Here is a 12,050-nt window from a genome sequence, read left to right as displayed (position 1 = left end):
AAATGAAGGGTAAAATCGTAAAGCTTACAGGTGGCTTTTATTATGTTAAAAGCGGACCTAAAATATATGAAACCAGGGCAAGAGGTAACTTTAGAAATGAAAATATCAAACCTTTAGCGGGGGATGATGTAGAATTTAAAATAGAAAATAATTCTCTTGGTTACATAGAAAAGATTTATCCTAGAAAAAATGAACTTATGAGGCCATACGTAGCCAATGTTGATCAGGTTTTAATAGTAATCCCAACAAAAGACCCAGATTATAATTTAAATTTAATAGATAAGGTTATATGTAGTTATGAAAATAAGGTGGATATTTTAATTGCTATTAATAAGTATGATTTGAATAAAAAAGAGGCTGAAAAGCTTTTTGAAATTTATAGTAGGGCAGGATTTAAAAGTTTTTTAATTTCTTATAAGTTTACCTTTACCATAGACCTTTTAAGGGAATATTTAAAAGGAAAAACTACCGCTCTTTGCGGCGTATCTGCAGCAGGTAAATCCACAATAGCTTCTTATATTTTAAAAAAAGATATACTTGTCGGGGGTGTTTCAAAAAAAACTGGAAGAGGGAAGCATACTACAAGGCATGTTGAGATTTTTAGTGGTGATGATGAAACTTATATTTTTGATACACCGGGATTTTCAAGTATTAGTTTAGAAATTAAATCAGATGAGCTTAAGGACTGTTTTAGAGAATTCACCTTGCCTTCGCGGGAATGTAGATTTAATGATTGTAATCACATAAATGAGCCTGACTGTAAAGTGAAGGAGCTTGTTTCTAAAGGAGAGATTTCAAACTCAAGATATAAAAACTACCTAAGTATCTATAAAGAACTAAAGGATAAGGAGGAGTATTAATGATATCACCATCAATATTATCCTGTGATTTTACAAATATATCTAAAGATTTTGATGCTATGAATAAGGCTGAAGTTGATTATATTCATGTAGATATTATGGATGGGAACTATGTTCCCAATATTTCTTTTGGACCGGGAATTGTAAAACAGCTTAGGGCTCTTACTGACATAGATTTTGATGTCCATCTTATGATAAACAATCCTGAAAATTACATTAAAAATTTTGCGGATGCAGGGGCAAATATTATTTCAGTACATCCAAGCTCTACTATACATTTAAACAGAACCTTAAACCTTATAAAGTCTTATGGAATAAAAGCGGGTCTCGTGCTTAATCCCCATGAAAATTTAAATATATTAGACTATGTTTTATCAGACATAGATATTTTACTACTAATGTCTGTTAATCCAGGATTTGGAGGGCAAAAATTTATAGATTCAACTTTCAGAAAAATAATGGAAGCTAAAAATATTATAAAAGAAAAGAAATCAAATTGTTTAATTGAAGTTGATGGGGGAGTAAATCTTCAAAATGCAAAAAAACTTTACCAAGCCGGAGCAGATATTTTAGTTGCAGGTTCGGCAATTTTTTCTAAAGGAGATCCTTACAAAGAAATGATTAAGTTTAAGGAGATAGAAAAATGCTAGGCTTGTTGGTATCTGGAGGAAAACAAATAGATAAGTCTATTTTAAAAAAGTATGCTCATGGCGCTTATATAGTTTGTGCGGATTATGGGGTTAAAAATTTTATAGGAACGGATTTTATACCTAATTTAGTAGTCGGAGACCTTGATTCAATTGATGAAGACTGTAAAAAGTTTATTTATGATAATAAGTTGAAGGTAAAAAAACTTAATTGCAGAAAGGACTATACCGATACTGAAGTTGCCCTTAATCTTATTTTAGAGTCGGGAGTCGATGAAATTGTTATGCTTTCTGCCACAGGTAGCAGAATGGATCACTCACTGGCCAATTTAATGCTGCTTCGTGGAATGTATGGGAAAGTTGATGCAAAAATTATAGATAACAATAATGAAGTTTTTTATGTTAAACCGGGAGATTACTTAATAGAGAAAGAAGATTATAAATATATAAGCATCGTTCCCCTATCTGAGGACATAATTATGTCTTCAAAGGGTCTTGATTATGAAACAGACCACCTTAGGATTAGTCTTAATTCCTCTACAGGAGTAAGTAATGAAATAGTTAATTGTTTTGCAAATATAAAAATACATTCCGGAGACGGATTTATTATTAAATCTAAGGACTGATACAAGTCCTTTTTTTGTAATAAAAATAAAAAATATATAAACTTTTATGCTATTATAGAACCAGGTGTTAGTATGATTATAGAAGCTTTACTTTTAGGTTTATTAATTGTAAAAATAAGAGGAAATAAATTAAGAGATAGCGTATATTTTAATAGAGTTAGTATGTTTTTGGCAGCCTTTGGTATTTTATTAAGTTTATTTCTAATAATTTTCACAAGAAACGATTTAGGTTATTTTACATATTTTTTTGTGAAAAATTACTTCTACTTACATGTGCTATCACTTTTAATAATAGCCTTATCTCTTATAATAAACTATAAGCATTTAGGTCTACTTATAGTTGGACTTGGCCTTTTGTTGAATTTAATTCCGATTTTTTTAAATGGAAAGATGCCTGTAGATAAACGTGCTTTGATTAGCATTAACAATCCTTTAAAACTTGAAATTATAGAAACAAACAAATCTCTTAGTCATGGAATTTTTGAAAGACCTAAAGCTTGGATTCTCTCTGATATTATTCCTTTAAAAAAACCTTATCCTATGCCTAAAGTTATAAGTATAGGGGATATAATTATATCTTGTGGAATAATAATATACATATACTACTTGAAGGAGTAAGATTATGGATTTTATAAGTCGAATTACAAATCTGATAAGTATAAGTGACATTATTGATATAAGTATTATTGCAATAGTGACCTTTAATGTTTTAAAGCTTTTAATGGGAACTAGGGCTGAACAGCTTGCTAAAGGAATTTTAGTTATACTGGTTTTAACTAAATTAAGTGAGTTGGGTAAGTTTTATACCACCTATTGGGTTTTAAATAAAATAATGCTATGGGGAGTTGTTGCAATATTTATAGTTTTTCAACCTGAAATGAGAAAGGGACTGGAGTTTCTTGGAAGGTCCAGCTCCATTAGAAACAGTGCCTATTATAATTCTAATGAGCAGGTTACAGTTAAAGAGATAATAGATGCAGTTGCATCATTGTCTCGTCAAAAGATAGGAGCTCTTATAATTATAGGGAGAAAAACAGGATTAAATGAGTTTATTGAAACAGGTACTACCATTGATGGATTTGTAAGTAGCGGTTTGTTAATAAATATTTTTATACCTAACACTCCTCTTCATGATGGAGCCGTTATTATAAAGGGAGATAGAGTAATTTCGGCAGCTTGTTTTTTGCCTTTGTCAGATAATCAAACAATATCAAAAGAACTCGGTACAAGACATAGAGCCGGCATAGGAATATCTGAGAGATCAGACTGTTTAAGCATAATGGTTTCTGAAGAAACGGGCTCTATATCAACAGCAGAAAATGGAGTTATATCAAGATATTTAGATTTATCTACACTTGAATCAATACTTAATGGTATATATGCACCTAATATTGATGATGCTACAAACATACTAGGAAGATGGAGGTTAGGCATAAATGAAAAGAGAAAAGAAAATAAAGACGGAGAAGAAGAGCCAAAATAATAAAGATAAAATGCTTTTAGTAATTTCCATTATCTTTTCAATTTTCCTGTGGTCTTATGTAAGGAGTGAAGTTGATCCTGAGGTTAGTATTTCCATTAAGGGAGTTGAAGTAAGATTTGAAAATATTGCTGAAATAAAGGCCAATAATTTAGAGGTAATATCTCCTCAGACAGCGAGTGTAGATGTTAGAATTACTGGTAAAAGGTCTAATATATCAAAGGTAAACAGGGATTCGGTATCAGCCTCTGTAAACCTGTCCGGATACTATTCGGGAGATTATAAGATTCCGGTTAAAGTTCAAGTAAACGGTTCAAATCTGGTAGTGGAAGACAAAAGCCCGGAAGTTTTGGACTTTAAAATAGATGAAGTTATATCTAAAAATTTAGATGCGGATATAATTACATCAGGTACTCTTGTAAAAGGATATGTTCTTGGAAATGTGAAGCAGACAGAAGAAGTTCAGGTTAAGGGAGCAAGAACTTACATAGATAAAATTAAAGAGATTAATGCTATTTTTGATGTAAATAATAAAATGGAGTCTACTGTTATAACATCTAAGGTTAAGGCATATGATGCAGATGGAAACGAGATTGAAGATTTAAGCTTTACTCCTGAGAGTATAGATCTTGACGTGCCTATTTTAAAAACTCAAACTTTACCTATAAAGCTTAATATAGTTGGCGATATACCTGAAGGGATGGATATAAAAGATTTTTCTGTTGAGCCGAATTCTGTAACTATAAAAGGAAATTCAGCTGTCCTTAACAAAATAGAAGAAATATCCACAAGTCCTATACCAGTTAATTCATTGATAAAGGGTCAAATACCTGTAGATGTAATATTACCTGATGGAGTATCTCTTGTAGACAAAGATATAAAATTTGTAGCATCCTCTCAACCTATAACAATACTTAAACAAAAAATAACCTTAGACACAAGTGATATTAAAGTTAAAAATGTTCCTGAAAATTATAAGTTTACATTTTCAGAGAATACTGAAATAGAGCTTGTAGTTACTCCTAAGGATCCTATATCAAATGAATTTATGAGTAAATCTGATGTAAGAGCCAGTATGGATATTACAGGTCTTGAAAAGGGAAAGCATGATGTAAAGCTTAATATAAAAGTGCCTGATAGGTTTAGAATACTTTCAATGGAACCGACTTATATAGAAATACAGCTTGACGAAAAGGGATTGCTAGATTAAAATGTTATCATTTAAGAAAATTGGTGAGAAATAATTAGGAGGGGATTTTTTTGCAGTACTTTGGAGAAGGATTAACTTTTGACGATATTTTATTACTTCCGGATGTTTCGGAAATTTTGCCAAATAATACGGATCTAACTACGAACTTGACTAAAAAAATAAAACTTAATATTCCTTTAATGAGTGCGGGGATGGATACAGTAACTGAGTCCGCCATGGCTATAGCAATGGCAAGAGAAGGCGGCATAGGTATCATTCACAAGAATATGTCTATTGAGAAGCAAGCTATAGAGGTGGACAAGGTAAAAAGATCTGAACACGGTGTTATTACCGATCCTTTTTCTCTAGGCAAAGATCATACCATTGCAGATGCTGATGCCTTAATGGGTAGATACAAAATTAGTGGAGTTCCCATAGTTGATAAAGATCACAAGCTTGAAGGGATTTTGACTAACAGAGATATAAGATTTGAAAGCGACTTTTCAAGACCTATATCAGAAGTAATGACTAAGGAAGATCTCATTACCGGTAAGGAAAATATATCTCTTGATGGAGCTTTGGAAATTCTAAAAAAATATAAAATTGAAAAGCTTCCTTTAGTGGATGATGAAAATCACCTTAAGGGCTTAATAACTATAAAAGACATTGAAAAGCAAATAGAATATCCTAATTCAGCCAGAGATTCAGGAGGCAGGCTTCTTGCAGGAGCAGCAGTAGGGGTTACATCAGACGTTCTTGAAAGAGTAAGAGCTCTTGTTGATTCTAAAGTCGATGTAATAGTAATAGATACGGCTCATGGTCAATCAAAGGGAGTTCTTGATACAATTAGAAAGATAAAGGATCATTTCCCTGATATACAATTAATAGCCGGTAATGTTGCAACCTATCAAGGTACCGTAGACCTTATTAAAGCCGGTGCTGATTGCGTAAAGATAGGTATAGGACCGGGATCAATTTGTACAACAAGAGTCGTTACAGGTATTGGTGTTCCTCAAATTACAGCTGTACTTGAAGCGGCAAAGGCTGCTAGGGAATTTGGAGTTCCTATTATTGCAGACGGAGGAATTAAATATTCCGGAGATATAACTAAGGCCCTTGCAGCAGGAGCAGACTGCATAATGATAGGATCACTTCTCGCAGGAACGGATGAGTCTCCGGGAGAAGAAATTTATGTTGAAGGAAGAAGATTTAAATCATACAGAGGAATGGGATCTTTAGGAGCCATGAATTCCGGCTCAAGTGACAGATACTTCCAAAATGAAACTAAAAAGTATGTACCTGAAGGCGTTGAAGGACGTGTACCTATTAAAGGAAAGGTTTCAGATGTAATATATCAACTTGTTGGTGGGTTAAGATCAGGTATGGGATATACAGGATGTAAGAATATAGAAGAGCTTAAAACTAAGACCAAGTATATTAAAATCAGCCCTGCAACCCTACAGGAAAATCATCCTCATAATATTACTATTACCAGAGAGTCACCTAACTATATAGGAAAATATTAATTATATTTAACTTTAAAGAGTAAGTGCAGTTTGCCTTACTCTTTTTAAGTGATCTTTAAAAGCCGGATAATGTTGTTTTTTAAGGGATTATTAATTATAATATGTACAATGGAAAGGTGATTAAATGACTAAAATACTCTTAGTTGAAGATGAAGATGCTATAAGAAAATTTGTTAAGATAAATTTAGAAAGAGAGCACTATGAAGTCTATGAAGCAGCAACAGGAGAGGACGGAATTGAAATAGCGAGGGAGAAGAAGCCTGAAATAGTGGTACTTGATATAATGCTTCCGGGAATAGATGGCTTTGAGGTTTGTAAGGTTTTAAGATCCGAGTTTCCTGAATTGGGTATTATAATTCTTAGTGCTAAATCTGAAGACCTGGATAAAATTATGGGCTTGCAATATGGAACTGATGACTATTTGACAAAGCCTTTTAACCCCACAGAACTATCTCTTAGAATCAAGTCTTTGGAAAGAAGACTTGAAATAGAAAGTGACTCTAAAAATTCCATAGTACAAAATCCATTTAAACTTGACACCTATGCCAGGAAATTTTATAAAAATGATAAGGAGCTGATTTTAACTCCGACAGAATATCAAATTATGAAACTTTTTATGGAGAATCCGGGCAAGGCCTTAAAAAGAGAGGAGATTCTTTCTCTTGTTTGGGGAGAGGAATTTATTGTAGACTCTAAAATTGTAGATGTAAATATGAGAAGGTTAAGGGCAAAAATAGAACCTAATCCTGCTAAGCCCAAATATATTGAAACTGTTTGGGGCTTAGGATACAGATGGTATACCGGGGTGTAATTGTGAGAAAAAGTTTAGGTAATAGGCTTGTAAGGAGCTTCCTAACAATTATTTTCTTTACAGTTTTTATTATTGACTTATTTTTGATTTTAGGTTTTAGAAATTTTTATTATTCAAGCACACAAAATGAAATAGAAAATAGACTTGTAGTTACTCAGGATTCCTTTAAAAGATTTTATTCAGATAAATCTTTAGATGAAATGCTTTTATCTGATATGGATCTTAATTGGGTTCATAGATCGAATTTGGAAGTTCAGGTTATTGAAAGAAATGGATTTGTACTTTTAGATACTATAGGAGCCTTGCCTTCAGATCCTATTAATACTGAAGACATAATTTCAGCAAGAGAAGACAAGACACAGCCCTATATAGGTAATAGCAGTTACACTAAAGATAAGGTTATGGCAATAACAGGACCTCTTAAAAATTCTCAAGGAGAAGTTTTAGGCTATATAAGAATGATATCTTCTTTGGAAAAGGTTGATAAGGCAATTTCCAATACTATTCTTTTACTTATAGTTTTCGGTCTTATAGTTATAATTATTACAACTATTATTTCTCTTATTATTGCAGGGACTATTGTAAGACCTATTAAAGAGCTTACAGGGGTAGCTGCAAGAATGGCAAATGGAGAATATAAGGTAAGGTCTTCTCTTAACTCCAAGGATGAGCTGGGACAATTGGCCGCAACTCTTAACACGATGGCAGAAGAAATTCTTAATAAGGAGCAGATAAAAAATGATTTTATTTCTTCTATCTCCCATGAGTTAAGGACGCCTTTGACATCTATAAAGGGTTGGGCTGTTGTACTTAAATCTACAGATCCCCAAGATAAAGATATTTTTGAAGATGGTCTTAGAATAATAGAAAGCGAGTCGGACAGACTTGCTAAAATGGTGGAAGAGTTACTTGATTTTTCCAGGTTTATATCCGGAAGGATTCAGCTTGAGAAGGAAGCCTTTAATATTACAGATATTTGTGGTGATGTTGCTAAGCAAATGAAACCAAGAGCAAGTGCTGGACATATTGATTTTATAAGTGATATAGAAGACAAGAAAGTAATTGTAATTGGAGACAGAAACAGATTAAGGCAGCTACTTATAAATTTGTTGGACAACGCTATAAAATTCAGTTCAGATGAAGGTTGGGTAAAGTTAAAAACCTATACCGATAATAAGGATTTTGTAATTTTAATTTCAGACAATGGAATGGGAATTGCAAAGGAAGATTTAGCTCATGTTAAGGAAAAGTTTTATAAGGGTAAGCATTCTAAAAGTCACAGTGGCATAGGTCTTTCAATATCAGATGAAATAGCAAGACTACATGATGGAAGCTTACAAATTTTTTCGGAGTATAAAATAGGCACAACTGTAAAAGTTACTATTCCAATAGCAAATGACAAGGAGCAGGAAGATGAATAATAGATTTGGAAAAGCTTTACTTTTAATAATTTTAATTTTCATTCTTTCCTCCTGTGCTTTAATAGATGCAAATGTTTCAAAAATTGAAGAACCTTCAGTGGCAAGGACCCCCATTAACGGTAAATGGACTGTTACTAAAATTATTTTTAAAAATGAGGATGAGGAAGATCCTTTTAAGTATAAGGAGCTTATAGGTAAGGATGTGCTTATTACAGAAAAAGGTTTTATTTATGGAAACAAGTCTCTATATAATCCTACCTTTAAGGCAAAAAAATTAGAAAGCTCGAAATATCTTCAAAGAAAATATGAGATGGATGAGAAGAAGTTGAATATATCATCAAAATATCTTACAATTGTAGATATTTATAAGGATAATGATATAATTTTTGAAATATTAAAAACTGATGAAGACAGGGCTTTTATAGATGATTCAGATATTTTTATTCAAATCAACAGAATATCCGATGAGGTAGAAGAAGAAGAGTATAATCAAGCTTTAGAAAGAATAAAGAATTAAAGTGTCTTAATGACTTAAGAGGTGGTTTATGACCAGTATAATGGAAGCAGTATTAAAAAATGACGAGTATATTAAAATTTCCCTTTACGCAATTGTGGCTTCAGTTCTTTTTACATTTATAGTAGGTTTTGCAGCAAGAAGGCTTAAATTTGCAAAGTACATTCCCGGCCTTATACTTATTTGTATAGGTATGTTTTCATTTTTCACAGTAGTGGACGATTTATTTAACCCGGATAATATTGAAACCTTGGTAATTTTTATAATAAGTTGTGCCAGTGGAATCATATCTTTATTATTTGCTCTTATTATGGGAATTGTTCAGAATGATTTGGGATAGGAGTCTATGAGTTTAAGTTTTTGAGATCTTGTAAGTTTTTTAATAGCGATTTCTCTTTTCAAGGCATCTGATTTGTTTAAATAAACCTCAAGGTATTTTAGGGTAACGGGAGTTCTTACCCTGGTGTATTTTGAGGCTTTTTTTGCGTTATGCATCTTCAGTCTTTTTTCTATATCTACTGTATAACCAGTATATAAAGTTTTATCGCTACACTCTATAATATAAACATAAAAATTCATAGACCTACCTCTTCCAAGCTGGATTTTATCATATCATAGGAATAACCCTTATTAAGTAGAAATCTTATTGTCTTTTCATAGAGCTTTTTATCATCTTCAAGGCTTAAGACTTTTCTTTTGCCTTCAGTAATTAAGTTTTCCCTTATTAAATTCTCATCAAGTTTATTAAGAGCTTCACTTATTAGATTTTTAGAAATACCTTTTTGCAAAAGGTAAATTTTTATTTTTTCAGGACCATATTTGTTTATATAAAGTTTATCTCTTGAAAAGGATTCAGCATAGTTTTTATCATTAATATAATTAAATTCTTTAAGATATTCTATAGTTATATCTATCGTATCAGAATCAATTTCCTTGTCTCTTAAATAGCTTCTCATTTCAAATTCGCTTCTAAGTTTTCTTAGGTATTTAAGGGAGAGATTTATAGATCTATATTTATTGTCTTCGAAAAGAATTTTTTCAAGGTCTTCTTCAGATATTTCCTTATTCTTACGCAAATCACACTTAACAAGAGTATCCTCAATTACCTTTATAAAATTTCCATCATCAATTTCAATTGAATATTCTTTTGTTTTTTTATCGTAAAAAACCCTGTTAATTTTCATTAAATCACCTTAATATATTCTAACATAAGGCTAAAATCATTTATATTTAATTTGATCGTATTTTGTGATATTATAAAACTGATAAAAATTAAGAGGTGTAATTGTGTTTGAATTAATATCCAGAGTTTTAAAATATGTATTTATATTAATAATATATTTATTTATTTTCAGAATAATAAGACTTATGTATTTAGATATAAAGACAATGGACAAAAAAGGTTCATCTCTTGATGCAGCCTATTTAAAGGTAGTTAACAGACTTGATTCCTTAAATTTTAAAATGCAGGAGTCATATATTTTGGGAGCCAAAACTACTATTGGCAGATCCTCCAGATGTGATATACCTATAAAAGATAAGTTTGTTAGCAAAGTTCACATAAGGATTACAGAGGATAATGGGCTTTACTTTATTGAAGATCTTAATTCTGCAAATGGAACTTTTTTAAATGGAGAGCCTATAGATGATATTGTTGAGTTAAGAGATGGAGATAAAATTGGAGTAGGTTTTATCCAATTTATTTTCGTGGACAACAGGGGGTAAAATGTTAGATTTTTTATTAAAGAAAAGACGTCCCAGGGACTTGCTTTTGTTATTTGAATTGTTAGCGATTTTATTACTCTTCTTTTTTAACAATACTCATGTAGACAAATATATAGCCATACTTTTTTTAGGGCTCATCTTAATTATATACATATCTAATTTTATACTCGGAAGAGTTTCCTCAGGTGATAATTACATATTTTTAATAGTTTCTATGCTTCTTACAATAGGCATAATAGTTATTTACAGGATTAATCCCAATCTTGGTATTTTGCAATTGGTTTGGTCTTTATTGGGAATTTCTCTTTTTTATATAACCTACTTTGCCATGAGAGCTTTTAGAAGACTTGAAAAATATACTGTTCTTTATTTTTTAGGGTCAGTATTTTTATTTCTTGCTACTGCAATTTTTGGAACAGATAAGGACATGGGTGCTAAGAACTGGATAGTAATTGGAAACTTTTCAATGCAGCCTTCAGAAATTACTAAAATATTAGTCATCTTTTTAGTAGCATCTTACTATTCATCTTTTCAGTACACATCCAGCATTAATAAAAAGTATAAGGACTATAATTTATTATTGGCTATTTACTTTTTAGTTGCTCTGTTATTTAAGCAAAAAGATTTAGGTACAGCGGCTATATTTTTGGCGATTTTTACCGGTATACAATTTATTTATGATGACAATTACAAGGGAATTTTAATAAATTTAGGATTAATTCTTGTAGGAGCTTTTCTTGGCTATAAGCTTTTTTCTCATGTAAGGGTGAGAGTTGACATTTGGCTTGATCCATGGAAACAGGACAGGGTTTATAACATAGGCTCGCAAATTGTTCAATCTCTTTTTGCCATAGGAGAAGGTGGATTTTTCGGTACAGGTCTTGGCCTTGGATATCCAAATCTTGTTCCTGTAGGGTATTCAGATTTGATTTTTTCAATAATTTGTGAAGAAATGGGAATTTTTGTCGGCATAGGAATAATAATGCTTTTTATGCTTTTAACATATAGGGCAATAAAAATAGCTATGGGTCAAGAATATAAATTTTATAGGATACTTGCTATAGCGGTTGGAATACTTTTTACGGTACAGGCCTTTTTAAATATTGGAGGAGTTACTAAATTTATACCTATGACAGGTATTACTCTTCCATTTATTTCTTACGGAGGCTCATCAATGATTTCAAGCTTTATAGCTCTTGGAATATTACAGGTAACAAGTGAAGATATGTCCTACAAGTATGAGTGAGGTAA

15 protein-coding genes are annotated in these 12,050 nt (G+C 31.6%); 13 read left to right on the top strand and 2 right to left on the bottom strand.

The genetic code is table 11. The features are described 5' to 3' along the window. The first annotated feature begins 2 nt into the window (after nucleotides 1-2). The 11 genes from rsgA (at nucleotide 3) to PEPCATONIAE_RS01565 (ending at nucleotide 9,414) form a co-directional block, all read left to right on the top strand. Nucleotides 3-860, top strand: coding sequence for a ribosome small subunit-dependent GTPase A (gene rsgA / locus PEPCATONIAE_RS01615; protein ID WP_138159222.1), 858 nt, complete (start codon nucleotides 3-5; stop codon nucleotides 858-860). Beyond that, nucleotides 860-1,510 (top strand): ribulose-phosphate 3-epimerase, encoded by a 651-nt coding sequence (rpe, locus tag PEPCATONIAE_RS01610; protein WP_138159220.1) that lies wholly within the window; start codon nucleotides 860-862, stop codon nucleotides 1,508-1,510. Before rsgA ends, rpe begins: the two co-directional genes overlap by 1 nt. Continuing rightward, nucleotides 1,504-2,133, top strand: a complete 630-nt coding sequence (locus PEPCATONIAE_RS01605; protein WP_138159218.1) for a thiamine diphosphokinase — start codon at nucleotides 1,504-1,506, stop codon at nucleotides 2,131-2,133. The genes rpe and PEPCATONIAE_RS01605 overlap by 7 nt, the downstream gene beginning before the upstream one ends. A 72-nt stretch (nucleotides 2,134-2,205) precedes the next feature. After that, nucleotides 2,206-2,751 (top strand): DUF5317 family protein, encoded by a 546-nt coding sequence (locus PEPCATONIAE_RS01600; protein ID WP_138159216.1) that lies wholly within the window; start codon nucleotides 2,206-2,208, stop codon nucleotides 2,749-2,751. A 4-nt stretch (nucleotides 2,752-2,755) separates the two neighbouring features. Continuing rightward, nucleotides 2,756-3,616, top strand: a complete 861-nt coding sequence (gene cdaA, locus PEPCATONIAE_RS01595) for a diadenylate cyclase CdaA (protein ID WP_138159214.1) — start codon at nucleotides 2,756-2,758, stop codon at nucleotides 3,614-3,616. Beyond that, nucleotides 3,570-4,823, top strand: a complete 1,254-nt coding sequence (locus PEPCATONIAE_RS01590) for a CdaR family protein (protein ID WP_138159213.1) — start codon at nucleotides 3,570-3,572, stop codon at nucleotides 4,821-4,823. The genes cdaA and PEPCATONIAE_RS01590 overlap by 47 nt, the downstream gene beginning before the upstream one ends. Before the next feature lie 50 nt (nucleotides 4,824-4,873). After that, nucleotides 4,874-6,328 (top strand): IMP dehydrogenase, encoded by a 1,455-nt coding sequence (guaB, locus tag PEPCATONIAE_RS01585; protein WP_138159211.1) that lies wholly within the window; start codon nucleotides 4,874-4,876, stop codon nucleotides 6,326-6,328. Between the two features lie 124 nt (nucleotides 6,329-6,452). Continuing rightward, nucleotides 6,453-7,139, top strand: a complete 687-nt coding sequence (locus PEPCATONIAE_RS01580) for a response regulator transcription factor (RefSeq protein WP_138159209.1) — start codon at nucleotides 6,453-6,455, stop codon at nucleotides 7,137-7,139. A 2-nt stretch (nucleotides 7,140-7,141) separates the two neighbouring features. After that, nucleotides 7,142-8,560 carry a sensor histidine kinase gene (locus PEPCATONIAE_RS01575; RefSeq protein WP_138159207.1) on the top strand — a complete coding sequence of 473 codons (1,419 nt, stop codon included), beginning with the start codon at nucleotides 7,142-7,144 and terminating at the stop codon, nucleotides 8,558-8,560. Further along, nucleotides 8,553-9,077, top strand: a complete 525-nt coding sequence (locus tag PEPCATONIAE_RS01570; protein WP_138159205.1) for a hypothetical protein — start codon at nucleotides 8,553-8,555, stop codon at nucleotides 9,075-9,077. The genes PEPCATONIAE_RS01575 and PEPCATONIAE_RS01570 overlap by 8 nt, the downstream gene beginning before the upstream one ends. A 28-nt stretch (nucleotides 9,078-9,105) precedes the next feature. Further along, a complete protein-coding gene (locus PEPCATONIAE_RS01565; protein ID WP_138159203.1) occupies nucleotides 9,106-9,414 on the top strand; it encodes a cytochrome C biosynthesis protein in 309 nt (102 codons plus the stop codon). Here the strand turns inward: PEPCATONIAE_RS01565 and PEPCATONIAE_RS01560 are convergent. Beyond that, nucleotides 9,396-9,653, bottom strand: coding sequence for a GIY-YIG nuclease family protein (locus tag PEPCATONIAE_RS01560; protein ID WP_138159201.1), 258 nt, complete (start codon nucleotides 9,651-9,653; stop codon nucleotides 9,396-9,398). The two genes, PEPCATONIAE_RS01565 and PEPCATONIAE_RS01560, sit on opposite strands and share 19 nt — an antisense overlap. Then, on the bottom strand, nucleotides 9,650-10,258 hold the full coding sequence (locus tag PEPCATONIAE_RS01555) for a RecX family transcriptional regulator (RefSeq protein WP_138159199.1): 609 nt from the start codon (nucleotides 10,256-10,258) through the stop codon (nucleotides 9,650-9,652). The genes PEPCATONIAE_RS01560 and PEPCATONIAE_RS01555 overlap by 4 nt, the downstream gene beginning before the upstream one ends. Before the next feature lie 103 nt (nucleotides 10,259-10,361). On the opposite strand from PEPCATONIAE_RS01555, the gene PEPCATONIAE_RS01550 reads away from it, so the two are divergent. Continuing rightward, the gene (locus PEPCATONIAE_RS01550) at nucleotides 10,362-10,799 is read left to right on the top strand and encodes an FHA domain-containing protein (RefSeq protein ID WP_138159197.1); all 438 of its coding nucleotides are present in this window, start codon (nucleotides 10,362-10,364) and stop codon (nucleotides 10,797-10,799) included. Nucleotide 10,800: 1 nt separating this feature from the next. Beyond that, nucleotides 10,801-12,045, top strand: coding sequence for an FtsW/RodA/SpoVE family cell cycle protein (locus tag PEPCATONIAE_RS01545; protein WP_138159195.1), 1,245 nt, complete (start codon nucleotides 10,801-10,803; stop codon nucleotides 12,043-12,045). The last annotated feature ends 5 nt before the right edge of the window (nucleotides 12,046-12,050 follow it).

The organism is Peptoniphilus catoniae, from assembly GCF_901447155.2.
In the GTDB taxonomy this organism is placed as follows: Bacteria; Bacillota; Clostridia; order Tissierellales; family Peptoniphilaceae; genus Peptoniphilus_E; species Peptoniphilus_E catoniae.
Note: the sequence above shows the minus strand (reverse complement) of the source record. Positions and strands in the feature narration are given on the sequence as shown.

Coding starts and splice junctions, on each gene's coding strand:
- PEPCATONIAE_RS01555 (WP_138159199.1), bottom strand. CDS start 10,258: ATGAAAATTAACAGGGTTTTTTACGATAAAAAAACAAAAGAATATTCA.
- PEPCATONIAE_RS01560 (WP_138159201.1), bottom strand. CDS start 9,653: ATGAATTTTTATGTTTATATTATAGAGTGTAGCGATAAAACTTTATAT.
- PEPCATONIAE_RS01565 (WP_138159203.1), top strand. CDS start 9,106: ATGACCAGTATAATGGAAGCAGTATTAAAAAATGACGAGTATATTAAA.
- rsgA (WP_138159222.1), top strand. CDS start 3: ATGAAGGGTAAAATCGTAAAGCTTACAGGTGGCTTTTATTATGTTAAA.
- rpe (WP_138159220.1), top strand. CDS start 860: ATGATATCACCATCAATATTATCCTGTGATTTTACAAATATATCTAAA.
- PEPCATONIAE_RS01570 (WP_138159205.1), top strand. CDS start 8,553: ATGAATAATAGATTTGGAAAAGCTTTACTTTTAATAATTTTAATTTTC.
- PEPCATONIAE_RS01545 (WP_138159195.1), top strand. CDS start 10,801: ATGTTAGATTTTTTATTAAAGAAAAGACGTCCCAGGGACTTGCTTTTG.
- PEPCATONIAE_RS01600 (WP_138159216.1), top strand. CDS start 2,206: ATGATTATAGAAGCTTTACTTTTAGGTTTATTAATTGTAAAAATAAGA.
- PEPCATONIAE_RS01605 (WP_138159218.1), top strand. CDS start 1,504: ATGCTAGGCTTGTTGGTATCTGGAGGAAAACAAATAGATAAGTCTATT.
- PEPCATONIAE_RS01580 (WP_138159209.1), top strand. CDS start 6,453: ATGACTAAAATACTCTTAGTTGAAGATGAAGATGCTATAAGAAAATTT.
- PEPCATONIAE_RS01590 (WP_138159213.1), top strand. CDS start 3,570: ATGAAAAGAGAAAAGAAAATAAAGACGGAGAAGAAGAGCCAAAATAAT.
- cdaA (WP_138159214.1), top strand. CDS start 2,756: ATGGATTTTATAAGTCGAATTACAAATCTGATAAGTATAAGTGACATT.